The sequence below is a fragment of the Cryobacterium sp. TMB3-10 genome, assembly GCF_004402305.1.
In the GTDB taxonomy this organism is placed as follows: domain Bacteria; phylum Actinomycetota; class Actinomycetes; order Actinomycetales; family Microbacteriaceae; genus Cryobacterium; species Cryobacterium zongtaii.
Genome location: NZ_SOGH01000031.1, coordinates 203047 through 227414 on the forward strand (window position 1 = coordinate 203047; position 24368 = coordinate 227414).

22 protein-coding genes are annotated in these 24368 nt (G+C 64.2%); 6 read left to right on the forward strand and 16 right to left on the reverse strand.

The window, feature by feature from the left end; all coding sequences use genetic code 11:
- Window positions 1-53: 53 nt before the first annotated feature.
- Window positions 54-560, forward strand: a complete 507-nt coding sequence (locus tag E3T22_RS17060; protein WP_166789320.1) for a VanZ family protein — start codon at window positions 54-56, stop codon at window positions 558-560.
- On the opposite strand, the gene E3T22_RS17065 is transcribed toward E3T22_RS17060, so the two are convergent.
- Window positions 523-1488, reverse strand: coding sequence for an LCP family protein (locus E3T22_RS17065; RefSeq protein WP_166789321.1), 966 nt, complete (start codon window positions 1486-1488; stop codon window positions 523-525). The two genes, E3T22_RS17060 and E3T22_RS17065, sit on opposite strands and share 38 nt — an antisense overlap.
- A gap of 230 nt (window positions 1489-1718) precedes the next feature.
- Here E3T22_RS17065 and E3T22_RS19150 point away from each other — a divergent pair, with 230 nt between their 5' ends.
- Both E3T22_RS19150 and E3T22_RS17070 read left to right on the forward strand, forming a co-directional pair.
- Complete coding sequence (locus tag E3T22_RS19150; RefSeq protein ID WP_166789322.1) at window positions 1719-1871, forward strand: hypothetical protein; 153 nt, start codon at window positions 1719-1721, stop codon at window positions 1869-1871.
- A 52-nt stretch (window positions 1872-1923) separates the two neighbouring features.
- Window positions 1924-2307 (forward strand): hypothetical protein, encoded by a 384-nt coding sequence (locus tag E3T22_RS17070; protein ID WP_134481114.1) that lies wholly within the window; start codon window positions 1924-1926, stop codon window positions 2305-2307.
- 228 nt (window positions 2308-2535) lie between these two features.
- Here the strand turns inward: E3T22_RS17070 and E3T22_RS17075 are convergent, their stop codons facing one another.
- The 3 genes from E3T22_RS17075 to E3T22_RS17085 all read right to left on the reverse strand — a co-directional run bounded on the left by E3T22_RS17075 (window position 2536) and on the right by E3T22_RS17085 (window position 6511).
- Window positions 2536-3297, reverse strand: a complete 762-nt coding sequence (locus E3T22_RS17075) for an HAD-IIB family hydrolase (protein WP_088457852.1) — start codon at window positions 3295-3297, stop codon at window positions 2536-2538.
- A gap of 6 nt (window positions 3298-3303) precedes the next feature.
- On the reverse strand, window positions 3304-4617 hold the full coding sequence (locus E3T22_RS17080; RefSeq protein ID WP_088455171.1) for a UDP-glucose/GDP-mannose dehydrogenase family protein: 1314 nt from the start codon (window positions 4615-4617) through the stop codon (window positions 3304-3306).
- Window positions 4618-4687: 70 nt separating this feature from the next.
- Window positions 4688-6511 carry a DUF4012 domain-containing protein gene (locus tag E3T22_RS17085; RefSeq protein WP_134481113.1) on the reverse strand — a complete coding sequence of 608 codons (1824 nt, stop codon included), beginning with the start codon at window positions 6509-6511 and terminating at the stop codon, window positions 4688-4690.
- A 284-nt stretch (window positions 6512-6795) separates the two neighbouring features.
- On the opposite strand from E3T22_RS17085, the gene E3T22_RS17090 reads away from it, so the two are divergent.
- The 3 genes from E3T22_RS17090 (at window position 6796) to E3T22_RS19545 (ending at window position 10159) form a co-directional block, all read left to right on the forward strand.
- Window positions 6796-8244 (forward strand): lipopolysaccharide biosynthesis protein, encoded by a 1449-nt coding sequence (locus tag E3T22_RS17090; RefSeq protein WP_255416766.1) that lies wholly within the window; start codon window positions 6796-6798, stop codon window positions 8242-8244.
- A gap of 62 nt (window positions 8245-8306) precedes the next feature.
- The gene (locus E3T22_RS17095; RefSeq protein ID WP_088455168.1) at window positions 8307-9557 is read left to right on the forward strand and encodes a polysaccharide pyruvyl transferase family protein; all 1251 of its coding nucleotides are present in this window, start codon (window positions 8307-8309) and stop codon (window positions 9555-9557) included.
- A gap of 221 nt (window positions 9558-9778) precedes the next feature.
- A complete protein-coding gene (locus E3T22_RS19545) occupies window positions 9779-10159 on the forward strand; it encodes an acyltransferase (protein WP_304984978.1) in 381 nt (126 codons plus the stop codon).
- A gap of 85 nt (window positions 10160-10244) precedes the next feature.
- Here E3T22_RS19545 and E3T22_RS17105 read toward each other — a convergent pair whose 3' ends face one another.
- From E3T22_RS17105 to E3T22_RS17160, 12 genes are all read right to left on the reverse strand, one after another.
- Window positions 10245-11222, reverse strand: a complete 978-nt coding sequence (locus tag E3T22_RS17105) for a nitroreductase family protein (RefSeq protein ID WP_166789324.1) — start codon at window positions 11220-11222, stop codon at window positions 10245-10247.
- Between the two features lie 79 nt (window positions 11223-11301).
- Window positions 11302-12687, reverse strand: a complete 1386-nt coding sequence (locus tag E3T22_RS17110; protein ID WP_134481112.1) for an O-antigen ligase — start codon at window positions 12685-12687, stop codon at window positions 11302-11304.
- Entirely contained in the window at window positions 12662-13630 is a 969-nt protein-coding gene (locus tag E3T22_RS17115) for a glycosyltransferase family 4 protein (protein ID WP_166789325.1), read from the reverse strand. Before E3T22_RS17115 ends, E3T22_RS17110 begins: the two co-directional genes overlap by 26 nt.
- Window positions 13631-13698: 68 nt before the next feature.
- Window positions 13699-14829: a glycosyltransferase gene (locus E3T22_RS17120; RefSeq protein ID WP_166789326.1), complete on the reverse strand. Its 1131-nt coding sequence runs from the start codon at window positions 14827-14829 to the stop codon at window positions 13699-13701.
- Window positions 14816-15421, reverse strand: a complete 606-nt coding sequence (locus E3T22_RS17125) for a DapH/DapD/GlmU-related protein (protein ID WP_134481111.1) — start codon at window positions 15419-15421, stop codon at window positions 14816-14818. The genes E3T22_RS17120 and E3T22_RS17125 overlap by 14 nt, the downstream gene beginning before the upstream one ends.
- An 80-nt stretch (window positions 15422-15501) precedes the next feature.
- A complete protein-coding gene (locus tag E3T22_RS17130) occupies window positions 15502-16656 on the reverse strand; it encodes a glycosyltransferase (protein WP_088455161.1) in 1155 nt (384 codons plus the stop codon).
- 2 nt (window positions 16657-16658) lie between these two features.
- Window positions 16659-18101: a sugar transferase gene (locus E3T22_RS17135; protein WP_240632361.1), complete on the reverse strand. Its 1443-nt coding sequence runs from the start codon at window positions 18099-18101 to the stop codon at window positions 16659-16661.
- Window positions 18092-18907: a hypothetical protein gene (locus E3T22_RS17140; protein ID WP_134481110.1), complete on the reverse strand. Its 816-nt coding sequence runs from the start codon at window positions 18905-18907 to the stop codon at window positions 18092-18094. The genes E3T22_RS17135 and E3T22_RS17140 overlap by 10 nt, the downstream gene beginning before the upstream one ends.
- A gap of 180 nt (window positions 18908-19087) precedes the next feature.
- Window positions 19088-19693 carry a low molecular weight phosphatase family protein gene (locus E3T22_RS17145; RefSeq protein ID WP_088455158.1) on the reverse strand — a complete coding sequence of 202 codons (606 nt, stop codon included), beginning with the start codon at window positions 19691-19693 and terminating at the stop codon, window positions 19088-19090.
- The gene (locus E3T22_RS17150; protein WP_088455157.1) at window positions 19693-21138 is read right to left on the reverse strand and encodes a polysaccharide biosynthesis tyrosine autokinase; all 1446 of its coding nucleotides are present in this window, start codon (window positions 21136-21138) and stop codon (window positions 19693-19695) included. Before E3T22_RS17150 ends, E3T22_RS17145 begins: the two co-directional genes overlap by 1 nt.
- Window positions 21139-21275: 137 nt before the next feature.
- Complete coding sequence (locus E3T22_RS17155; RefSeq protein WP_134481109.1) at window positions 21276-23660, reverse strand: ATP-binding protein; 2385 nt, start codon at window positions 23658-23660, stop codon at window positions 21276-21278.
- Window positions 23657-24307, reverse strand: a complete 651-nt coding sequence (locus E3T22_RS17160) for a response regulator transcription factor (protein ID WP_134408091.1) — start codon at window positions 24305-24307, stop codon at window positions 23657-23659. Before E3T22_RS17160 ends, E3T22_RS17155 begins: the two co-directional genes overlap by 4 nt.
- Window positions 24308-24368 lie beyond the last annotated feature (61 nt).

Sequence of the window (24368 nt, forward strand, 5' to 3'; positions counted from 1 at the left end):
CTCCCGCTCTGAACCATGCCGGAGGCCGTGACCTGCAGCCCTTGGGAGGTCACGTGAGCGCTCTGGCACCCACCCTGGCCGATCGACGCCACGCCGCCCTCCGCCGGGCCGCCCGCTGGCTGGCGGCCGGGTATCTGCTCACGCTCACCCTGATCGCGTTCTGGCCCACCCCGGTGGACCGGGGCGCCTCGCACGGCATCGCCAGCCTGCTGGCCCGCCTGCACGCCCACGGCGTGCCAGGCTGGGTGAACTACGCGCTGGTCGAATTCACCGCGAACATCGCCCTATTCCTGCCTGTGGGGCTGCTGGGGGTGGTTCTGCTGGGCTCGGCACGCTGGTGGGTGGCCATTCTGGCCGGTTTCGCCGCGAGCGGCCTGATCGAGCTGGGCCAGCTGGTCTTCCTGCCCGCCCGCTTCGCCACCCCGCTCGACGTGCTCGCCAACACCGCCGGCGCCGCCCTGGGCGCCCTCCTGGCCCTAACTCTGCTAGCCGCCGTCACCGCCCGCTCCCCCCAGCTCGCCCTCACCCCGCCGCCTGCACCGCCGGCACCACCCCGCTGAGAGAATCACTCCGATACGCCTCCTGCAGCGCCGGCAGCGCCGCCCAGTCCAGGTTCACGATCGACTGCCCGTCCGCAGACGTCCCGGTGCCGGCGGTAGGAATGGTGAAGAAGCTCACGTCACCCTCCCGCACGTCCCGCAGCTCCACCCCCAGGGTCACCAGGTCGGTGGCCGAGAGCTCCTCATCAATCGCCAGGTTGGGGCTAACCGCCTCGATCACTCCGCCCATCGTGGTCGGGTTCCCCAGCACCGACTTGTGCATCAATCCGCTGAGCAGCGCGCTGATCAGCAGCTGCTGATTGCGCACCCGCTGAAAATCGCCATCGGCGAACGCGTACCGTTCCCGGGCGAAGGCCAGCGCCTCGGTGCCGTTGAGGTGCTGCAGTCCCTGCGGGAAGGTGCGCCCCGACAGATGGTACGACTCAAACGGGATCGGGTTGTCGATGTCCACCCCGCCCAGCGCATCCGTCAGCGCCGCGAACCCGGCAAAGTCCACCACTGCCACATGATCAATCCGTGAGCCCAGCAGCCCCTCCACCGTCTGCACCGCCAACGGCACCCCGCCGTATGACAGCGCCGCGTTGATTTTCGCTTCGCCGTAGCCGGGGATCTCCAGCCAGCTGTCCCGGGGAATCGACATCACCGACAGGGTCTTGCGGTCCGCGGGCACGTGCACGATCACGATGGTGTCGGAGCGTTGCCCGCTGAGGTTCGCGATCGACCCGGTGCTGTCACCTCGGCTGTCGGAGCCCAGCAACAGAAAATTCATCGCGGATGCCGCGGCGCCGGTCGCCGCGGGCGGTCGCGCCGTCTCATCGGCCGGGAACGCCTCGCTGATCTTCTCCACCGACTCGAAACTGCGCGACAGATTCCACACCGTCACCGCCGCCACCCCCAGCACCACCACCGTGAACACGCTGAACAGCACAAAGACAATCCGCCAGCCGTGGCGGCGGGGCGGTGGCGGAGCTTGATGGCGCGTTAGAGCATTCTGCACTTCGGGCATTCGGGTTGCCTCCTGCGGACCGGTCGGGTAACGGTGCGCACACCATAGACCGCCGGTTCGGGCCCGGATAGTGATCCGCGTTCGAGTCACGCCCGAATTGGGGGGGGAACTCGTGGGTTCCAAACTGCCCCTTCGTCAATTAGCTTCGCTGCATGGGAATCCGCCGACGGACTCGTCGGCGCAGGCGCTGGTACCGACGACTGGAACACAGCAACGGGATGCTTGCCGTCCGCCTCTTCGTCATCATCATCATCGCCGCCGTCGGCGCGGCCGCTCTTGCCGTAGCCGCCTATCAAACGATGTGACGCCCCTCGGCCGCACTGCCATTGGTCATTACCTAGTGGGTAAGCTCGCCGAATGCGTCTTATAGCCCCGGCCACTGTTCTCCTTGGCGTCATCCTGCTTTCGGGCTGCACTGCCGCCACCACGATGGGCAAAACAACGCCAACCGCATCACCGACGCCCACCCCGACCGCTACAGCGCTCACGGAGCCGCAGCTGCTCGACAAGCAGACCAAGGCCATGGTGAACCTCTACAGCCAGGTGGTCTGCACCAACCTGGCCGAGCGCCCTGACCTCGACCTGAACGACGCCGTCGACAAGGTACTGGCCACCTACGCCACTGAGGGCCTCTCCGAGGAATCCAGAGTTGAACTGGCGCACCGCGTGCTCGAGCAGTCCGCCGCCAAGAGCTGTCCGGACCAGAGCGAACGCGTAGCCGCGGACCTCAACGACGAGTAGCCCTTACAGGCAGTCGTCGACCCAGTAGTCCTCGCATTCTTCGGAGCACCAGTACCTCCCCCGGTCATCAATCGGGGTGCCGCATTGGCGGCAACGATGACCGCGCTGCGCAAACAGTGAACGCGGCGATAGGCCGGCCAGGACATTGGGCATCGGGTTGCCTCCAGTCATACAGGGTGTGCGTATATCAACACACGAGTATGAGCTGGAGGCAAGCCCTGTCGACTTCTAGCGGGCTAAGGCAGGAACGAGCGTATCCAGAAAAGCCGCGGTGTCTTCCCAGTTCTCCACAGCGACGCAGTCGACGCCGAGAGCCTTCACCGGGTAGTCGTTGCCGTTCTCGTCGAGCCGGTCTCCGACGAAGAGCATGTCGTCAAGGGGGATGCCGGTGAGCTCGGCCAGGCGCGTCATGCCGTAGGCCTTGTCGATTCCGCGCCTGGTGATATCCACCGACGTCGAGCCGCCTGAGCGTACTTCAAGGTCAGGCAGCTGTGCCTGAACGGCTTCGCGCAGGGCTGTCTTTTTGGCGCCGTCGACGTCCCACTGGGTCTTCGCGGCCACCGGTGCGGCCTGACCCAGAGCCGAGAACGTGATCTGCGAGCCGCGGTCCTCAAGGATCGGGCCCCAGGGTTCGGCTTCCCAATAGCCGAGGTCACGAGCGGTGGCCTCGACGGCGGCGAGGGCACGTTGTTTCTGGTCGTCGGTGAGGTTCTCGGCGTACACCTGCTCCCACTCCCCCGCGCGGTGGCGGTAGTACTGAGTGCCGCAGGTGGGCATGAGGTGCAGGCGCGCCAGTGTGGCGTCGTCAACGTCGGTGAGGTTGTCGACGACCTGCATGGTGAACTGCGCGAATTGTCCGCCGGAAATCACGCACACCTCGGCCACGCTCAGCAGCTGCACGAAGAGCGATGCCATGCGCGGGTCGATCGGCGACTTCGAGGGTGCCAGGGTGTCATCGAGGTCGAAGGCGACCAAGCGAGGGTGGTTCAATGCCATTTAAGGTCGGCCCAATCCGTAGTAGGTCCAGCCGGCTTCTCGCCAAGCTGCTGCATCAAGGGTATTGCGACCATCGATGATGGTGCGGCTCTTCACCAGTCCGGCGGCCCACTCAGGGTCGATCGACTTGAATTCCGGCCATTCGGTGACGAGCACAACGGCATCGGCGTCGCGCAACGTCGCCTCGATATCGGTGGAGTAGGTGATCTGAGGGTGACGAAAACGGGAATTCTCGATCGCCTGTGGGTCGGTGGCCACCACGTCGGCGCCGAGGCCGCGCAGCTGCACAGCTACATCCAAGGCGGGCGAGTCGCGCACATCATCGGAGTGCGGCTTGAAGCTGAGCCCGAGCACGGCGACCTTGGCGTTGTAGACCGGGCGGTCGAGGGCCGAGACGGTGAGGTCGACGACCCGCTGGCGGCGGCGCAGGTTGATGGCGTCGACCTCCTTGAGGAAGGCGACGGATTCGCCGCGGCCCAACTCTTCGGCGCGGGCCGTGAACGCGCGAATGTCCTTGGGCAGGCAGCCGCCGCCGAAGCCGGCGCCCGCATTGAGGAAGCGGCGACCAATGCGTGCGTCGTAGCCGATGGCGTCGGCGAGCTGAGTAACGTCGGCACCCGACACCTCGGCGATTTCGGCCATTGCGTTGATGAAACTGATTTTGGTCGCCAGAAACGCGTTCGCCGCGACCTTGACGAGTTCAGCAGTGGCGTAGTCGGTCACCACCAGCGGGGTCTGGGTCGACATCGCCCTGGCATAGACCGAATTGAGCTGTTCCACCGCGCGCTCACCGGCCTCGCCTGCGGGAACACCGTAGACCAGGCGATCCGGGGCAATAGTGTCTTGCACGGCGAACCCCTCGCGCAGGAACTCAGGGTTCCAGGCCAAGGCAGCGCCCGCTCCAGCAGCCTCGATAATTGCGGCGAGCCGGGCGGCGGTGCCCACAGGTACGGTGCTCTTGCCGACAACCAGATCGCCGGCGCTCAGGTGCGGGATGAGTCCCGCAACGGCTGCGTCCACATATCGGAGGTCGGCCGCGTAGCTGAGTTTTTTCTGCGGGGTACCCACGGCGATGAAGTGCACCTGTGCGCCAGCCGCATCCGCGATGTCGGTGCTGAAACGTAAGCGCCCGGACGCCGTGGCCGACGCCAACACCTCGGGGAGGCCCGGCTCGAAAAACGGGGTCCGTCCTTCGGAAAGGGCGGCAATCTTCTCAGCGTCAATGTCGATGCCGACGACCTCGTGCCCGAGCTCGGCCATTGCCGATGCGTGAACGGCGCCCAGGTAGCCGCATCCGATGACAGAGATCTTCATTCGCAATTACCCATGGGGCTAGTGTACCGACGGCGCAGGGGCCATCCTCAGGACTCCGAGGGTGCCGGGGCTACTTGCAGCCGGGAGCGTCCACGGCGACTGTTGTCGGGTTCAGCATGGGCGTCGTGCGAAGCATGGGCTCCCCATAGGTGCCGGCCAGCCCAGCGAAGGTGGCTGTGACCTGGCTGGTTTGGCCGGGAGTGAGCATCACATTGAACTTCGCAACGGGTCTGCCCAGGTCGTCCGTGGTGGCCAGCAAGTCCGCTCCCTCGGCGACACCGGCCGAGACGAAACTCGTGCCGGGTGGCCCGTAGACATAGACCTCGGTGCGGAACTGATCGGCGCCCCAGTATTCGGTGGCCACGTAGCTGGGAAGTTTCTCCGCCAGTTCCTCGGTGAGGGTGGAGTGCAGATCAACCTTCGTTGTGAAGGTCGGGGTCGCGGCGGTGCAGACATCCGTGCTCAGCGTCGCACCGGTCTCCAGGTAGAAATCCATCTTCGAGGTCGAGGTGTCGCGGAAGAATACCCCGGTGGTCGTTGCGGCCTCGTTCGAGGCCGGCAGGATGCCGGCCATCGGGGTCCCTTCAAGTATCTTCTGCTCTTCGGGGTGCGCGCTCCACGCCATGATCCGGTGCTCGTTCACTCCCTGGGAAACCGCATTCAGCATGTCCACGGGTTCGCCTTGGGAATTGGTCACGGCATTGAACATCGTCATTGCCGCCTCCGCAAAGAAGGCGTCGGTCTGGTCGGGCCCGTTCTTGCCCTGGTAGCGGAAATAGATCTCGTTGAGCAGCAGGGCGACCGCATTGTCTTCCGTGAGAACGTCCCCGGTGCTCATGGCGACCGGGCCGGTGGCGCCGAGCATGTGTGCGAGCGCGGCTGGGTCGATCGAAATGACACCGTCGACGGTTCCGCCGAGGTCCTGTTGCCAGAACGCCTGGGTGATCTGGGCGGCAGTGGGGAAATCGGGTCGGCTCGTCGCGAGGTTCAGCCGGGTGTAGATGAGCGGGCTGTACAGCGCCGCCAGCTTGGGATCCTCCGCGATGACCGGTTCACCGTCACGCCACGGAAAAGTCTGACTCGACGCCTGCCGGGCGATGCTGATCTGCCCGTTGTCAACGGTGACCTCGGTCAGGGCGGCCGCGGTGCCACCGAGCGCCGTGGACTCAGCAAGGTTCTGGAAGATCAAAATGTAGGAGCGCGGCCCAGAAGCGCCCAGCATGTCGGGTACCACAGAGGCAATGGAGCGCACGTCGCCGACGGTGGTTGCTGCGCTGTCGAGAAGGGTTCCGAACTGGGTGCCAGCCGCGTCAACCTGCGCCACAGTGCCGTCGAGCTCGATCGCTGCCACGGATTCCGCTGCAGAATCAAGCGCGGCGCTCGCTGTGGTGAGGGCCGTATTCAGCGACAGGATCGGCGTGAGGTTGATCTTTCCGTCAACGGGCTTCAGAGAAGCGGCGCTCAGGCCAGACGCGACTTCGGCGACGGGCGCGACAGCTTCTTTCGCAACCACATCGACCGCTTCGGCCAGCTGACGAACGGCCGAGAGGTTCGGCCCGGCGATGGGGACGATTTCTGCGGCCCGCCAGATTGGATCCTGGGTCTGGTCGACTGCCTTGCTTGTGGCCGCGGACAGCTTGGTCGATGTTGCGCCAAGACCGACAAAATCCATGGCGGTGGCCTGGGACTTGAGGGTGCCCACCAGGACCTGCGCCTGTTCGAGTTCCGCCTTCGCCGTTAAGACCCTGGACCCGACCCAGCCCGCGGCGGCTCCGACCACAACGACTAGGCCGACGCACACGGCGAGGATGATCAACGCGCGACGAGGGCGCTGCTTCCTTCGGCGCGGTCGATTGGGGACAGCGGAGGCGCGGTCAGCGATGGAATCAGTCACTTAGGAAAGCTAACCCATGAGGGATGCTTGGGTTGCATCGGGTGGCGGCGGCAGGTGGAGACGACGCAGGCTCCGACAATGGCCCACACCCCCCAATCCGGGGGTGGCACGAAGCTAAGATCGAATGCGAAGTGTTGGAAACGAGCGGGCGCAGGCGCCAGTCTCCACTTCGCAGTCGTACAGAACCAGGGAAGTCGTAGATTGAGCGCACACATGGGATTCAACGTCACAGGGGAAACGCGCCAGAATCGACCCCGCCCGGCGGCAAGCTTCGAGAGACGGCTTTGAGTCTTTCGGCGACCGCCACTCGCGGGGGCGCAGCGGTGGTTGCCGGTCAGGTAATCAAACTCGGCCTGCTCTTAGTGAATCTCGTCGTTCTCGGGCGTTTGCTTTCTCCCGCCGACTTTGGCCTGCTGGCTATGGTGATGGCTGTCGTCGGAGTCGGCGAGCTTTTCAGGGATTTCGGTCTGTCGTCAGCGGCCGTGCAGGCAAAATCCGTGACGCCCGCGCAGAAGTCAAATCTGTTCTGGATCAACTCCCTCCTTGGCCTGCTGCTCGCCGGCGCGTGCTGTGCGGCAGCCACACTGATCGCGTCCCTCTACGGTGATCCTCGGCTCGTCAACGTCATCATCGCCATCTCTGTGACGTTCCTCCTTAACGGCATCCAGACCCAGTTCCAGGTCGAGCTCACCCGAAATCATCGTTTCTTCACGCTGGCGGCAACCGACGTCGCGTCGCAGGTGGCCGGCCTGGCGGTGGCCGTGGTCCTCGCGCTCTCGGGGGCGGGATATTGGGCGCTGGTGGGTTTGCAGCTCGGAATTGCGACCACGCTCTGCCTCCTCCGCGTTGTGGCCGCACGATGGGTTCCCGGCTTGCCCTCTCGACGATCAGAGATCAGGCCGTTCCTCGAATACGGCTGGCACTTGGGCTGGGCACAAATCGTCGGCTACATCAGCTACAACATTGACAGCGTCATTCTTGGCGCTCGCTCGGGCGCTGCGGCTCTCGGTCTCTACAACCGCGCGTTCCAGATCATCACGCTTCCCGTCGTTCAACTTCTCGGCCCGCTTTCGAACGTTGTGCTTCCGCTCTTGTCGAGAGTGGAGTCCAAGGAAGTATTCGTTCGGGCAATCACGCGGATTCAACTCATACTCAGCTACACCTCAGCGATCTTCTTCGGGTTGCTGGTGGCCACCGCCTACCCGTTCGTCAGGCTGCTCTTGGGACCAGCATGGGTGCAGTCAGCACCGATCCTCCAGATCCTGAGTGTTGGTGCCCTCTTCCAGGTCATGACCTACACCGGGTACTGGGTTTTCCTGGCTCGCGCCCTCACCAGGTCGTTGCTCCGCTACAACCTCGTCACGAAAACGTTCGTGATCCTCTGCGTCATCGTCGGGAGCAGCTGGGGTCCACTCGGTGTGGCGGCGGGGTACTCGCTCGGTCTCGTGGTGTCGTGGCCCGTCTCGTTGCTCTGGCTCAGCAGGGTCAGTGATTTTCCTGTCAGGGAGACCACTCCGATTGCCCTCAGAGGAATCGGATTGGCCATCGCCGTGGCATCCTGCGGGTTATTGGCGGGAGCGCTGCTCACCGTAGACAACATACTTCTGCAGTTCGCTATCAACGGGTGTGGCGCGATTGTCGGCCTGGCGATCACGCTCCTGCACCGTCCTCTGCGGAACGAGCTTTTGCAGTTGGCCACATCCGCAACCCAAGCTGTTCGACGAAAGCTGTGACGGTCACTTCGGCCGCCGGTGAGAGAGAAAGAGGCACTTTGACGTCTGTGACGCCCCCGCGAATGACACCCCCCAAGGCAACAGCAAAATCGTTTGCCAAAGGTGCGCTCATCTCCGCTCTGGATAGCCGTGCTCTCCTTTCCCTGACCGCTCTTGCCGACTCGTTGACGGTCCGCGCGGGGTCCCGCCAGCGGCAGACCGGCCAGTCGGGCCCGCATGTCATCATCAATTCCACCGGCGGCGGGAACATCGGCGACCAGGCTATGTTTGAGAGCTTTCTGGCGAACGTCGAGGGGCCGGTGCGGGCCATTGTTCGCAGCACCGATGCGTTCGACGTGCCAGACTCGCTGGCCCCGGGACGTGTCGAGTTGGTGGTCCTTCCCCGGCTCATTTACGGGCGTGGACTGAGCCGCCTCATGGATGTTCTGACCTTCGCGCGAACACTGCGCGGCGCTCGGTCTCTTTCCATCGTCGGAGCGGACGTGATGGACGGCGGCTACGGTCGGCGCCCCTCCGCGCTCGAATGGAGCTTGGCCACCGCGGCCGCGAAGGCACAGATCCCCACGCGTGTGCTCGGCTTCAGCTGGAAGGAGAGTGTCGATCGGGCGATTCTGAGTGCGGCACGTCGGGCCGCCCGGGGCGGGGTCGTCGCGATCGCCCGCGACCCCCATTCACGAGCCCGGCTGCGAAAAAACGGAATCGAAGCGGTCGAGGCTGCCGACGTGGTTTTTCTGCACGCTGGCGTCGCCGAGCCCAACGCGCATGAAGCCTTGGTGCGGGGGTGGGTTGAGTCGGGGAAACGGGTCGCCATTGTGAATATGAGCGGACTCATCAACTCGACCCTCAACCAGAACGAAGAGTACGCCCACATTGTCGAAACGCTCGGCGAACTCGGCTACGAGATCCTCCTGCTCCCCCATGTCTCGACCGATATTCCCGTGATCGAATCGTTCAAGGCTTCCAGCCCAGACCACACGGATGTCAACCACGTGGACCGGCTCCTCACACCGTCTGAGGTCAAGGCTCTCGCCGCCCAGGCCGATGTCGTCGTCACGGGGCGAATGCACCTCTCGATTCTCGCCCTGAGCTTCGGGGTCCCGTCCATTGTCTTGGCGACGCAGGGAAAGGTTCTCGGATTGATGGAGTTGGTGGGGACTCCAGACTCGTGTATCGATCCTGTCCGGGGCTTCGCAAGCCAGGTAACGGGTCGACTGCGCGAACTCGACATCAATCGTTCCGCGACCGCGGCAGCGATCACTTCAGGTGTGCGACGCGCACGCGTGCTCGCGGCGGCTAATTTCCGTGACCTCTAAATCGGTACGTCTGGAAATCCCGCGGTCCGGGAGCACTCAGCGGGTGGTGAACTCCGATGATCGTTAGTGCGCTACGAATCGTCAGAGCTGTCATCGCTTTTCGGATGGCGGGGGCCCACGTGAATGGGACCCCCCGGGTTTTCGGTCGCCTCCCCCAGGTCAGGAACAAGGGAACTCTGAACATTGGGTCTGGGTTCCAGGTTCGCGGACAACGGTTCCGTGTGGGGATCGCTGTTGATCGCGATGGGACGCTCAACATCGGTGAACACGTGTTCCTGAACCAGGGCGTCAGCATCGCCGCCAGGACAACGATCACAATCGGTGACCATACCAAGATCGCTGACCTGGTCACCATCCAGGACACGAACTACCATCGTGTCTCACCGGACGAGCCAGTGGTTTCGGCTCCGATCACCATCGGCAGGAACGTCTGGCTAGGCCGACTCTCGATCATTTCTCCCGGGGTCACGATCGGGGACAACGCCGTGGTTGCGGCGGGTTCAATCGTCACTAAAGACGTCATGCCCAACACCGTCGTTGCCGGCACGCCGGCCAAGTTCCTGAGGTCGTTCACCACGCCGCCGGGGTGGGTACGCGACTAAAGCCGGCGCGTGCCGGCGACGTCGTCGCGGCACCCCGGGGTGTGCTGTGCTCCCACCTCAGGTCGTGCGCGCTCCGCCCGTGAGGTCAATCGTGTTGGACAAGAATCTCGTCCAACTGGCGCCGGGGAGACCTGGCCACCTTGAAGTTCTTCGGAGGAATCCCAACGGCGATCAGAGTGATGACGTCTTCGTGTGCGGGGATTCCAGACGATGCCCGGAAGGTGTCTGACTGGCTGTTCTTCATCGACCAATTGAGGTAACAGGTGGCCAGCTCCCTGGAATGCAGCGCCCAGCCCAGAGTCATCGCGAAGAGACCCCCATCAATCCACCGCTGATTGCGCTCCGACGGGCCCGAAAACAGCCGCGCGTCCACCGTCACGGCCAACACAACCGGGATGGAACTTCGAAATCCAGCATTCCCGTTCTGTTGGGCGAGAACAGAGACCGCCGCCTCACCCGTATATACATGCACTCGGAAAGCCTGTCGATTGCAGACAGACGGAGTGTGCGTCGCCATCGATACGGCCGCCTCGATATCCGCCATGTTCACGCCGATGGAATCATCGAAATCCCGCACGCTGCGACGGGACGAGAAGAAGTGCTCCCACCGCTCCTGAGCGGGCTCTCCCTGGTCAGCCTGCCGAAACACGTCATCCCTGTTCACACGAAGCGCAACGCTGTCGTCGGCGTCGCCGCCTGTGTTCCAGGTTTGAAGAGCGGCGAGGGCGGACGTGGCGAATACGCCATAGGAGTCAGCGCCGGCCTCGGAGCCGTCGAGGTTGCCAAGCCCCACGACGAGTCTCTTTTCGACCTCCACACCGAAAGGTCGCTTCGGGTTTCTCAGCGCCAGCCCCTTTTCCACCCGGTGGTAATCCTTCGTCAGCTGGGTCTCGAGCTGGCGTCCACTCCAGCCGGAGTTGAACAATCCCTCCCCCGGTCCACCGAGAAGGCGATGGCGTTTCGCGTCAAGGAGCGCCTCGTGGGTGTTGCTCAGGTTCCCTCGCAGCCTTCTCCATGTGTCCAGGGCGCCGGAGGGCAGCATGTTCTTGGCCAGAGCCTTCATGCGTTGCATCATAAGTTGGTGTACTTCCTGTCGTTGTCTAAAAATGGAGGTCGACCCCCGCAGGCAGAGAGGACTACTGTCACGACACCGTGGGCGCCGGCAATCGAACTCGCGCGTTGGTCGGAATAGACCCGTCAGGAGTCTCACTCGGACGTCTGATCTGCTCAGCGCAGAAGCCGAGCACGAACAGCCACAGGGGCAACGTGTCCGACATCATGCCCCAGCCAGTCAAGGCCACAATCATGATGCCGGGGAGGGAGGCAAGAACGGCTCGCGCGTACATCCCGCTGGGGTGCATCGCTCGTCGAGTCTTCCAGGCTCGGGCAACCAGGATGAGAATCGGCAGGAAGAGGAGCGTGGCACCGATGAATCCCAACTCCACGACGGCCAGCAGCACAGAGTTGTGTACCGGCCAGCCGGTCGCCGTCAGAGCATCGAACGGTCCGACCGCGGTTACGTAAGTCCCCGGGCCGGTTCCGATCCACCATGGCCGCATCTGGATCTGCTGGAGCGCAACATCGGTGAAGTGAGTGCGAAATCCACCGATTTCGCCGGTCTCGAACCGGCCCAGCCAAACGCCGGCCGAAGCCGCCACGACACCGAGCGCGGCGAGCGGAATCATCACGCGTCGACCGATATTCTTCGCTTCCTGCGAAGTCATCGCCCAGATCACGATCATGATGATCGCTCCGAAAAAGTTGGCCCGGCCGCCGGAAAGCACGAAGGGAATGGCTGAAATGCAGATCGACCACCAGGCGAGCTTGCGTACCGTCGTTTGAGTTGACTTCGTCAAGGGCAACAGAAGGACCAAGAGCAACAGAAGGACCTTCCCCAGTCCCGTGGGGTGGCCGAAGGAACCGTTCACCCGGCCGACCAGCCCCAGGTCCGAGGCCGCCGCAGCGCCCAACGGAAAGAGCGGAACGCCGACGAACTGTGCGACCGAGATCACCACCTGGACAGCGACCGTGATGAACAGCCAGCCGACCAGGATCCGTTCCGACTTGTCCCCGATCTTGAGGAACGTGGAGATGTAGCTGCCCGCAACCCACGCCAACGCCGCGACACCGAAATGCATGACCCCGGACCACTGCTCGTTATTGCCGTCCCACACCAAGAAAATCCAGACGAACAAGAACAGGCCGAAAGCACCGTAGGTCAGCCACTGTGTCCCTTGCCTGCGCAGGAACACTGCAGTCAGGACGACCAGGCAAATGGCGACTGTGTAGGTCATGACGCGCGGTTCAGCACCAGAGATTGAGGCTCGGGTTTGATCGGCCACCGTGGCGCCCGCCAGTACCTTCGGAAGAAAACAGAGGCTGGTGAGCATGAGCGGAAGCAGGACGTTCAGGGCACCAAGGAAATGCCCGATGACCAGGAGGACCACGAGGCTGACGATCCCCGCGACTATCAGCACGAAATCACGTTCGACTTTCTCACGCTCACCACCGCCCAAGGATGTCGTCAACCGACGAGGTAAATGCTCCCTGCGAGAAGCGGGAGCTGAGTTGCGAGCGGTCGAGCCCTGGCACGGCAGTGCGTTGGGCCGGTGCCGATCGAAACAGCTCCTCGATATTTCGGATCCACGGTCCATAGTCCGGGCTGAAGCCCGACCGAACGTGGTCGGTTCCGTACACGGTCAGCCCACGTGCGATTGCTTCGACTGCCTTGACCTTGATGCCTCCACCGTGGTCGATCGGCACGATAACGGCGTCGATGTTGTCGTAGAAGGAATCGAGATTGTCCAGAGCACCCAGGACGGTGGCGGGAACACCCCAGGTGCGTACCCGCTCGGAACCGAATCCTGCCACCACAATCTCCAGCTTCTGGGCCTTCAACAGATGACCGAACTCACGAAAGAACTTTCTCAGGGACATTTCATTGGGCTCGTATCCGAGGTTACCCAGGAAGCCGACACGCGTAACGGGTCCATGGCCGCGGTCGTGGGAAGCGAATGTCTGGGTTGGCGTCGGGAGCCACTCCGCGCTGGCGTTCGCTCCAATCGACGTCAGATCCCCGTACCCGGCAACGGTATTGAACCGCGCCTTCGACGGGAGCTGCGATTCCCGACGACGCCAGATTGCACTCTGAGTCAGGCCGCCCAGCATGGAAAGCGGCGAAGAAGCGCCCATGGTGCGCGAATTGACGCTCCACAGATCCATCCAGTCGAAAATGATCTCATCTCGAGGAAGGTCGCGGGCGGCAGCCTTGAACACGACAGGAACGGCAATGACGTGGAGATCGGCCGGCGGTAGGGGCGCGAGGGAGCGCGAGAGCGGCATCGGGGCGAGAGTTCGCTTGGCCTTGGTGCGGAATGTCGGCTTCCGGTCCAGGCTGGGGCCGCGGGTGTTGAGACCGTGAATGGTCACGGTGTAGCCGAGCGACTTCAGGGCCTCTTCCCAGGCAATCACCCGCAAACCGCCTCCGTCTCGGGGCATGTCTTCCCGGCCGTACCAGTAGACGACCGTTGCGCGCGGATTCACTTTGCACCCGCGGGCGGCAATATCTCTGACCAGAAGGAACTGAACCTGCTGTTGAATGCCTCGATCGAGTACGAACGAAGATAGGAGTCCCGGGCGGCGGCCCCCATGACCTGTGCCTGGTGACTGTCAAGGTCCTGCATGATCGATCTCAGCGCAGCGCTGTCCCGAAGTGGGAACAGGCGGCCCGTCTGTGCGTCATCCACGATTTCCGAAAGTCCGCCCCCATCGCTCCCGATCACGGCGCGCCCCCGCGCGAAAGCTTCAATTGCGATCAGGCCAAAAGGTTCGGGTTCATCAGACGGCACCACAACGAAGTCGACAGCATCGACCAGGGCGGAAATGTCTTGCACTTCCCCCTGGATAACGACGGATTCACGGTTTTTCATCCGGGAGACGATGCCCCGGACGTCCACCGGCTTGCCCATCTCCGGCGGCCCTCCAACAACGACGAGCTCGCCGAGTGGTTCCCCTGAATCCCAGGCCTCCAAGAGAGTCGAATGACCCTTCCAGGAGTTCCATCTGCTCGCAACAAGGAACTTCAGCACCCCGCCGCGAGCGATGGGATCAACGAGGGGACGGTCGTAGTCGGACACGCCATTGAGGAACACGCGTGAGCGCCTTCTCACACGGCCCCTGAGCCCATCCTGTGCCGCGTTCGAGATGCACAAGCATTCTGTGGCTGCTGTCGCGAGGGCGCCCAGTACGTGCGCTTCACGCCCTCGCCACACCTCCTGGCAATGGAGGACGACATGGGGAACTCTTAGGATCCGCGCCAGAATACCCACGGCGAGCGAGGCCGAGGTCGTCATATAGACAGTGTGCGGCTTCAGCCTACGTAGTTCGAGGAGCGTCCGAATCATCATCATCAGAGTCTTCGGGAGATGACGTGGTGAGAGGTACTTCCTCCGAAGAATTGGCAGTGCCCTAATCTCGAACCTCAGATTGTTGCGCTTCAACTCGGCATCAAGGCTGAACACGGACGGCGCCGCGTCATCGGGCAACCAGACCGTCGCGGCCCGTTTGTCAGCCTCGGGCAGAGTTTTGAGCACTTGGAGCAGTACCTTGTCCGCACCGTACATCTCGTTCGACGAGTGCACGAAGACGACACCCGTCCTATTTCGAGTCATCAGCATCTCCTCGCTTGCGAAGCACCCGGGCTGGGGTGCCTCCGGCGACGGAGTTGTCTGGGATGTCCCGGGTCACTACGCTGCCGGCAGCTATGACTACTCCGGACCCGACTCGGACGCCGGCCGTGATCGTGACGCCGCTGCCGATCCAGCAGTCGTCGCCGATCTCCACGAAACTCCGAGAGACTCCCTGTGCCTTTATCGGCACCGTCGGGTCAGCAAATACGTGGTTCTCTGAGAAGATTCGAACTCCCGGACCCATCATGACATCGGACCCTATGGAAATACGCCCGGAGCATCCGATGAACCCGTCGCAACCGATGCTCGACCTGTCGCCGATCCACAGCCCCTCACCGATCTCACCGCCGTAGTAGCTGCTCGGGCGAATGAGAGTGCCCCTGCCTATGGAGACATCCGAGCCGAAATTGATACCCTCACTCGAAATGCCTTGAACCTCCGCGTACGGTTCCAGTACGAGTCTGCCCTCATGGCTTACGTATCCCGGATTCTGTATTCGTGCCCCGCGCCCGAGGAGGAGCGGGCCCGATGACCGTTTGAGGAACGGGACTACCGCGAGGCCGCGTGCGGTCATCAACCCCACACGCAAAAAAACGCCCGCGGTCGCGTGCACGTTCCGGGATGTTGGCAATCCGTGAAAGCGTTTAAAAAGAGTCAAGATTTCCGCCCCAGAACCGAATCGACCCTGTGACGGGCAGAGCCCGCACCAGGCTCTGCCTGGAACAGCGCCCGGAGATTGTCCTCGTACGCTTGGCACACCTTCTCCCAGGTGTAGATCTCAGCCACCTGCCGACGCCCATGCTCGATCGCGTTGATCTGCCACTGAGAATCAGCCATCGCGCCAAGAACTGCCTGCTCGATGTCTGTGCTGGTGGGGCGAACGAACAGGCCCGATGAGCCCAGGACCTCACGGTTGTATTCGGTGTCCCTCGCCACGGTGGGCGCACCACACGCCATGGCCTGCACCAGAGCCGGATTAGTGCCGCCGACGCTGTGACCATGGAAGTACACACCAGCGTGCTGCCACAGGGAGAAGAGACGACGGTCGTCGCTCACATGGCCGAGCCAGGTGATGCGCTCGTTCGATTGGGCAAGAAGCTGCGCTTTCTTATCGAGCGGACCGCCATATCCCTCCGACCCCACGATGACAACATCGTGGGTCTGTGCAATCGACTCTGCGGCATCGAGGAATTCCGGGATGGTGTTCTCCGGCACAAAGCGGGCCACCACGAGCACATAACCCCGGTGGGTGAGCCCGGGTTCGATCGGCAGTTCAGGAGGGACAGCTCCTCCGTACGGGATGAACACACCATCAGTACCGAAATCCTGATTCCATCGTTGCGCGATGACGCGCGAGTCATAAACGAGACGAGTCCCGAAACGCGCAGTCAGCTTCGCCCCGGTGCGAAACATCCATTTGGCTAGCCGACCCCATTTGGCCCGGTCCCACTCGATTCCATCCACGTTTATCAGCGTCGGGATTCCCCGGGCTTTCAGGATCGGGAGCCAGAATCCGTTCGCTACGTTCATGACGAGGGCAACATCGGGCTTTCGCTTCGCGGCGTCGAGACATGCGGTCAACCCGTAGGAAAGGGTGCTGAGAGATTTCCGCTCGAGGCCCCGCGTCACTACGGAGCGCACCCGCGTGTCTACGTCCGGGTCAGAACTGCGGGTCGACCCATGCCTCCCGTAAACCGTCACGTCCCAGCCCTGTTCGGCCAGGTAGGGGGCAAGCCGACGCACCGCAGTTTCGAATCCGCCGTAGTAGCTCGGGTAGCCACGCGTTCCAATAATCACAACACTGGGCATGCTCAGTAGGCTCCATTCGGTTTCACAACTGCGCGCACAGTTCGGTACAAGATCATGACGTCGCCAATCAGTGACCAGTTTTCGACGTAGTAGAGATCGAGCCGGATGCTGTCTTCCCATGAGAGGTCCGAGCGTCCGCTCACCTGCCACAGTCCCGTAATGCCCGGCTTGACCAGCAGGCGTCGCTCGGCATGGTTGTCGTACTGCTCGACCTCCTTCGCGAGCGGCGGCCGCGGACCGACCAAGGACATGTGCCCGAGGAAGACGTTGATCAGTTGAGGAAGTTCATCAAGGCTGAACCGGCGCAGGAAACTCCCCACCTTGGTCACACGCGGGTCGACCTTCAGCTTGAAGAGCACACCGTTGCCATCCGACCTGTCGAGCAGGTGGGGAAGCTTGTCCTCAGCGTTCGTGACCATCGACCGAAACTTGATCATGCGAAAGTGGTTGCCGTTCAGGCCAACACGCTCCTGATAGAAGAACGCGGGGCCCGCGCTACCGCGACGCACCGCGACCACAATCCACGCAAACAGAGGGCTCAACAGCACCAGCCCCAGCCCGGAGGAGATCATGTCGAACGTGCGTTTCGCCGCGTGCCGGCTACCCGTGAATGCAGGAAAATCCACTTGGATCAGGGGCAGGCCCGAGACAGGGCGCGTGTGGATGCGCGGACCCGCGATATCGGTCAGTGCCGGGGCCATGATCAGGTCGATCCTCAGCGTCTGCAGCTGCCAGCCGAGCTCCCGGAGGCGCCGCGGGCCGAAAGCGTCGGCTCCGGTGAAAATCACCGTGTCCGCACGAGACAATTCGATGGCCTGGACAATTTGATTGAAATCGCCGAGCACGGGAACACCCTCAACGAGGTCTTGCTCAATGCTGCCGTTCTCGGTCACGGCACCGGCCAGGTACAGACCGGCTGCAAAGTCGCGTCTGATCCCTTCTACGACATGGGTGCTCTTCTCCCGTTCTCCCACAACTATGACCCGGTGCACGAATTGGCCGTCCCGACGGCGGGCAATCAGCCACTTCCGCCAGGCCCAGCGACCGATGAGAAGAAAAAGAAGCCCAATGGGGAGGGCCGTGAGGAAGTACCCCCGGGCCAGATCCACCTTGAGCAGAAAGACCACGATTGCAGTGAGACCGAATATCCGGGCGCTGGCGTCGATGATGCGCTTGTACTCGGTGCTCCCGGTGCCGATGATCTTGTGGTCGCGTGTTGCGTAGAACTCCAATGCGAGCATCCAGAAACCAATCAAGGCCAGGGATACAAGCGTGTAACCGATGGTGAAATCGGTGAGATTCTCGATGGGGATACGCAGCTCTGAACGTCGAGCTCCGAACCACAAGACCTGGCTCCCCAAGACCATCAGCACGACGATGGTGAGATCAGTGAAGAAGAGCCGTGAGGCGTAGGCGCGCTGCCAGGAGACCCCGCTCAGACCCACGACATGCCGCCATCCGTAGACCGGGCGAATGCATCGCCTGCCCATAGCCACACGGTGCTGTCTGCTGCAACGGAGATGGCCGTCTCGCCAGGGTTGACCGTTGCGGGCAAGCAGGCCGTGTCGGCCGTAGCAACGAGGGTGCCCTCCTGGGAAACGCTGACCAGAGAGACACCGGTGCACCCAGGCGGGTTGGCCACCGCCACTGCATATCCCTCGGTCGTTGCCGCTAGGGCGGCCGCGCCCGGGACAACGGCAGGCTCAGACCACGTTGTGCCGGAATCCAGGGTTGTGACGACCGAAGCGTCGAGGCAGAGGACGGCTGCAGCGGCGTTGTCGGTTGCCGCGATGGCGGAGACCGCCGCGCACGGGGCAGCCACATCCCCGCCGGGGGTGTGCACGGTGCCTGGCGTTGCCGGGTTGATGTACCACTCCGCCGTTACGCGTTCGGGGTACGCCTTCCACGCATCGCCCGCGACGAAGGTTGTGACGAGTTGGGGTGCGCAATCCGTGTCGTCGAGGGTGACCAGGGACATCGTGTCGGCGTTGGCGACGTTGATCGCCAGGATGGAGGAGGCACCGGTCTCGTCAGAGGCGTTGAATCCCTCCCAGGTGGACCCGGAATCGGTCGTGAGTTCGGGATCGGCCGAGGTGGCAGGGCATCCACCGGTTGTGGCACGCCAGGCAGTTGAATCGTCGAGAGCAGCGAGGATGCGAGTGGGAGCGACCGTTGCTGTTGCGGCGATCTCCGCCGGCGCGACCTCAACGGGCGGAGAAGTCTCGACAGGCTCAACCTGCGATGGGGTCACGGTCGGTGCGGCCGCAACAGTTCCCGCGTTGACGGGCGGTTTTGTTGCAGTGAGGGCGAAAGCAACTAAACCGATATCGACGAGTAAGAAGACGGCCAGGCCGACGACGACGACTCGTTGACGAGTGCGGTTATTGCGGTTCCCTCGACTTTGGGGTGTAGAAGCGCCCATGAGACCCCCCTAGGGCTGGTGAACTTTTGCGGATCTGTGGAACAGCGAGATGACGTCATTCACGGCTGGAACAAGCTGACGAGCGGATTCGGCGTAGACCTCATCGCTGCGCCGATACGGGTCAACGACGTCATCATCGTCGGGAGACTCCGGCGGACCCACGACTCCGCGCTGCGAGGCCGCGAATCCGACCAGCGTGGAGAACCGACCAGCAACATCGTTCAATGGGAGCGCCGCGGCCTCGTCGAGGTCATCGTCAGAGACTCCCCCGACAAGCCGAGCGAATTCACGGATGGTGAACGTGTAACGAATGGCCTTGGGGAACAGCTCTACGATGGCCCGTCGGTGTTCTCGGGACATGGCGAAGACCAGGTTGGCCTCGCTGAGGTGTCCCACGGTGAGCACCTGCGCAATGTGCTCCGAGGGGTCCCCGCCGAAGTAGCGGGACAGGTCGGCAGCCTCAGGAGGCATCGCCTGCCCGGTCAACCCGATGGTTCCGGCGCTGCCGAGGGTGACCTCCGGCCAGTGCGCCAAACCGACGCGGAGCAACTGTTCCGCCAGTGGTGACCGGCAAATATTGCCCGAGCACACCGTGAGGATTGTGAAGCCCGCCACTACGCGGTTCTCCGCCGGGGCTTGGTGAAGCTGTGCCGTCTGGGGAGAACGGAAGCTTCAACGCCGCTGTTTTCTTCCTCGAGAGCGGAGCCATAGCTGTACTGGCCGTAGCCGTACGAGTCCGGCCCCTTCGTCGGAAGCATCGTGATGACCATGCCCACCAGCCGGCTGCCTGCGCGTTCGAGTGCCTTCACCGCGGCGGACAGCTCGTTGCGCTTCGTACGGCCAGAGGCCACAACCATGATGGCACCGCCGCAGAGTTTGCTCAGGACCGCGGCATCCGTGACGAGGAGCAACGGCGGTGCATCGATGAGGACGATGTCGAACTCTTCGGTCAGTGCGGCGAGCATATGCGCCATCGCACTCGAGCCCAGCAGCTCACTGGGGTTCGGGGGTACGCGTCCGCTGGGAAGAACAAAGAGTTTGTTCTTGCCCCACTTCTGCAGGACATCGGCAAGTTCTGCGCGACCGATCAGTACGTCGGTGAGACCGACGCCACCTTCGATGCCCATGTAATCGGCGACACGTGGCAGTCGCAGGTCCCCGTCGATCAAGGCAACGCGGGCACCAGTCTCAGCCATCGCGATGGCGAGGTTTGAGGTGGTCGTACTCTTGCCCTCACCCGGAATCGAGCTGGTGACGACGAAGCTGCGTGGGCCACCTTCAATATTGACGAACTGCAGGTTCGTGCGCAGGCTGCGGAAAGACTCGGCGCGGGGGTTCTTGGGGTCGGAGTGGACGACTAGCGGCCGGATCCGCGCATCGGGGTCGTTCGTGATACCGCCGAGCATGGGGGCATCCGTGACGAGGTCGATGTCGTGCAAACTGTGAATGCGGGTGTCAAGGACACTGCGCAGCACGGCAAGGCCGACGCCCAGCGCCAGACCGACGAGTAGTCCCAGCGCGATGTTGAGCGGGATGTTTGGGCTGGCGGGAGCTTCTGGCACCAGAGCCGGCTGAATCGTCGCGATCTTCACCGGGCTCAAGGCTTCACCGTCGGGCTTCTCGAGCTGGTCGACCACGATGCTACTGAAGTTCTGGCCCACAGCATTGGCTATCTTTGCAGCGAGCTCCGGGTCGTGGTTCGTGACGGAGACGTCGATGAGGACCGTGTTGAGAGGTGAGGAGGACTCGACCATTTCCGCGAGTTCAGCGGCGGTGAGATCGAGCTTGAGGTCGGTGATCACCTTGTCCAGCACGATCGCGCTGTTCACCACATCAACGTAGGACGTGACGGCCTGGCGAGCGAAACTGGTGCCGGCGACGAGCTCGCCGCTGCCAGCGTCCCCGGAGGACTTCACGGAGACGTAGAGCTGGGTGTTGGCCACGTATGTGGGTGTCGTGGCGATAGAGGCCGTGGCGGCAACGGCCACCCCGAACAGGGTCAAAGCCAGAATGAGGATCCAACTCTTGTGGAAGATCCTGAGATAGTCCTTTAGTTCCACGCGCGTTCCTTCGGTATGTACTCGTCGAGAGGAACCGCTCGAATTGCATTATCCCCAGAGTTATCCTTGCACATGTGTGGCGCAAAATGACCCTCGAACGGGAGGTGCGGCACATGGTGCTGCGGAGGGTGGCCCGGCTACTCGGGGGTCCGCACGGTGCCGTCGGGGCCGACGCCCAGGATGCGGTGGGTGCCGGACTCGATCACGAGGGTGGCCACATCCGCTCGGCCGGCCGGCAGCACACGTACGGTGACGCGGCCGTGTTCGATGGTGTCGAGCGCGTCGGCGACGGTGCGGGCGAGGGTCTCGAGGTGCTCGGGCGGGGTGTCGGCGCTGTCGTCGAGCACGGTGACCTCCACGCCGCGCAGCCGGGCCGCCTGGACGGCGTGGACGACCGGGGGCACGAACAGGCAGCGGCCGCGGATGGCGTCGCGGAGGCTGGCCTCGACGAGCAGGCACTGGGCGCGCTCCTCCGCGGTGAGGGCGTGTGGCTCGGCGAGGCGCAGCAGGGTGGGCCGGGCGAGGGCGTTGACCCGGCGGAGCTGGGCCTTGCGCTCACGGATGGCCGCCACGGTGGTGGCGTCTTGCCGGGCGCGGGCCAGGTCGTCTTGAGTGAGCACCCGCAGGTCACGTTCGGAGCGGCCGAGCCCGACGACGAAGAGGCTGCCGGCGAGCAGAGTACCGGCGTGCCGACTGACCAGGTCCACCCCGACCATGGCCGACTGGCCGGTCTCGACCGCCCAGCCCACCGTGAGAAGGGCCAGCACCGCGTAGCCCATCCAGGCCGACCGGATCTGGCCGCGGGCGGCGAGCACCACCAGGATCAGGGTGATCGCGCCGAGGTGCCAGTGCGCGAACGGAGCCTCGTCGTGGGCGGGCAGGTAGCCGAACATCAAAATGGCGCCGACGCCGCTGAGGGTGAGGGCCACGGCCACCTGCGTGCGGGGGAAGGGGCGGTTCATGGGGCGCATCAGGGTAATGGCGGAGAGCACGATCGCGACGTAGGCGCCGAGCATCAGGGCCAGCGGCCGGCCGGGGACGATGTTGATGACGGCGAGCAGGCCGTGGACGAAGACGAAGAGGGCCAGGATGAGGCGGGCCATGGGGGTGGTGAGGTCGAGGGAGCTGGAGAGGAAGGTGGGGGTCTCGACAGGCTCGACCGACGGATGGGGCTCGATCGATGGGGTCTCGACAGGCTCGACCGATTGGGGTGGCGTTGGGTAAATTGGCGCGCGATTCGCGGGCTCGCGGTCGGGGGCCCAGGCCACCACTACGTCGGTGCCGCGGCCTGGGGTGGAGCGCACGTGGGCGGCGCCGTCGGGCAACCGGGACATGCGGCCCAGGATGGACTCGGCGATGCCCAGCCGCTCGGGCGGCACCTGGGCCGGGTCGAAGCCGACGCCGTCGTCGCTGACGGTGACCTGGAAGCCGTCGGTGGTGGAGAGCACCGTGACACGGCGGTGCACCGTCCGGGCGGGGTCCTGCCCCGCTGCCGAGTTGACCGAGTTGCGCAGGGCCTCGCCGACCGCGCCGAGGATGGCCGTCACGGCCGCCGACGGTACGGTGCGTTCGATGCCCGCTTCCTGGCCGGCGCGGGCCGGGTTGTCGACCTGCACCACGGCAGCCGGGGCGATCTGATTGGCGAGCGTGCCGATGCGGGCGGCGGCGTCGGAGACCAGCAGCACCGGCTGCGGCGGCGGGGCGCGCAGCGCATCGAGCTGGGTGAGGGTCTTGGACGCGTGGCCGGAAACCACGGACGGCGGGGTGCGGCCCAGGCCCGCCATCAGCAGGGTGGAAATGACACTGTCGTGCACCAGCGCGTCGATGCTCAGTCGCTCCTGCCGGCGGGCCACCCGCGCGGCCCGGTGCGCCTCGGCCTGCCGGGTGAGCAGGGTGGCCTCGTCGACGCGGGCCGAGGCGCGTCGGGCGGCCAGGGTGAACGCGACGAACACGCTGACCAGCAGCAGGGAGTACAGGCCGTCGGCCAGGCCGATGAGGGCCGGGTCGGCCTCGGCGGAAGTGGTGAAGCGCACAAAACCGCTGAGCGTGGAGGTGAGCACCGTGAACGCCCACACCAGACGGGGCTGGGCGAAGACGGCCACGGCCACGCAAGGCACCCCGGTGAAGGTGATCACCCAGGGGATGTCGGCGCCGGCGGGCAGCGGTGTGCTGCGCACGATGAGCCAGAATCCGAGGATCCCGACGAAGCTGAGCGCCTCGGCTGCGACAATGCCCCGCAGGATGCGCGCCGATCCCCACCGGGCGGTCAGGCCCAGGGCGATCGGCAGGCCGAACGACGCGGCCCAGGCGGCCGCAGCCAACGCGGAGTTCGGCCAGGCCTGCGCCAGGAACGACGGCAGTGAGAGCAGGCCGAAGATGCCGGCCGCGGCCGCCACGGCGATGCAGAGCAGCCGGGTGAGGTTGGCGGTGGCCGTGTGGGCCGGTCGCTCGGCGACCATGGGAATCGGGACGGTCGGGTCGGTGGCCTGCAGCGTGCCGGGGCTGCCCGTCAGCGCGGTCATGAGCGGCCGGGCACCGGCAGGATGCCGTCCTCCAGCGCACGCTTGTACAGGTCGATTTTGGTGTTCGCCGGCCGGCCGACCCTCTCGTACTTCGAGCGCACCCGGCGGATGTAGTCGACCACGGTGAGCTCGGACAGTCCGGTGTGCGAGGCCACCAGCGGGGCCTTGGCACCGGCGGCGTAGAGCGAGAGCACCTCCCGCTCGCGGGGGCTCAGGCCGGCATCGGAGAGGTCGGGGTCGCCATCCAGCGCTGCCGCCCACTCGGTGGAGGCGATGGTGTCGCCGGCCGCTGCCCGGGTGACCGCGTCGAGCAGCACGTCGGTGGGTTCGGATTTGCGCACCACGCCGAGCACACCGCTGCGGGCGGCGGCGCGCATGAGACCCGCGTCGTCACCGCCGGTGAACGCGAGCACGGCCGCGCCGGTGGCCCGCAGCCGGTCGACGTTGCCGGTGACGGTGGAGCCGTCGGAGAGGCGCAGGTCGAGGATCACCAGGTCGACCGGGGTCTCCCCCACCTCGGCCAGCAGCTCGGCGACCGTGGCGACGGTGGCCACCACCTCGATCTCGGGCAGGGTGGCGAACAGGCCGGCGAACCCGCGCGCCACGATCTCGTGGTCGTCGATCAGCGCAACGCGGAACCTGTGCATATCTGCCTCTTCTGCCGTGCGGAATCGAGTGCCCTGATAAATGACGGCTTTTGCCGCCGCG

Coding starts and splice junctions, on each gene's coding strand:
- E3T22_RS19150 (WP_166789322.1), top strand. CDS start 1,719: ATGGGAATCCGCCGACGGACTCGTCGGCGCAGGCGCTGGTACCGACGA.
- E3T22_RS17070 (WP_134481114.1), top strand. CDS start 1,924: ATGCGTCTTATAGCCCCGGCCACTGTTCTCCTTGGCGTCATCCTGCTT.
- E3T22_RS17080 (WP_088455171.1), bottom strand. CDS start 4,617: ATGAAGATCTCTGTCATCGGATGCGGCTACCTGGGCGCCGTTCACGCA.
- E3T22_RS17095 (WP_088455168.1), top strand. CDS start 8,307: ATGACACCCCCCAAGGCAACAGCAAAATCGTTTGCCAAAGGTGCGCTC.
- E3T22_RS17105 (WP_166789324.1), bottom strand. CDS start 11,222: ATGAAGGCTCTGGCCAAGAACATGCTGCCCTCCGGCGCCCTGGACACA.
- E3T22_RS17120 (WP_166789326.1), bottom strand. CDS start 14,829: ATGACTCGAAATAGGACGGGTGTCGTCTTCGTGCACTCGTCGAACGAG.
- E3T22_RS17125 (WP_134481111.1), bottom strand. CDS start 15,421: ATGACCGCACGCGGCCTCGCGGTAGTCCCGTTCCTCAAACGGTCATCG.
- E3T22_RS17130 (WP_088455161.1), bottom strand. CDS start 16,656: ATGCCCAGTGTTGTGATTATTGGAACGCGTGGCTACCCGAGCTACTAC.
- E3T22_RS17155 (WP_134481109.1), bottom strand. CDS start 23,660: ATGACCGCGCTGACGGGCAGCCCCGGCACGCTGCAGGCCACCGACCCG.
- E3T22_RS17160 (WP_134408091.1), bottom strand. CDS start 24,307: ATGCACAGGTTCCGCGTTGCGCTGATCGACGACCACGAGATCGTGGCG.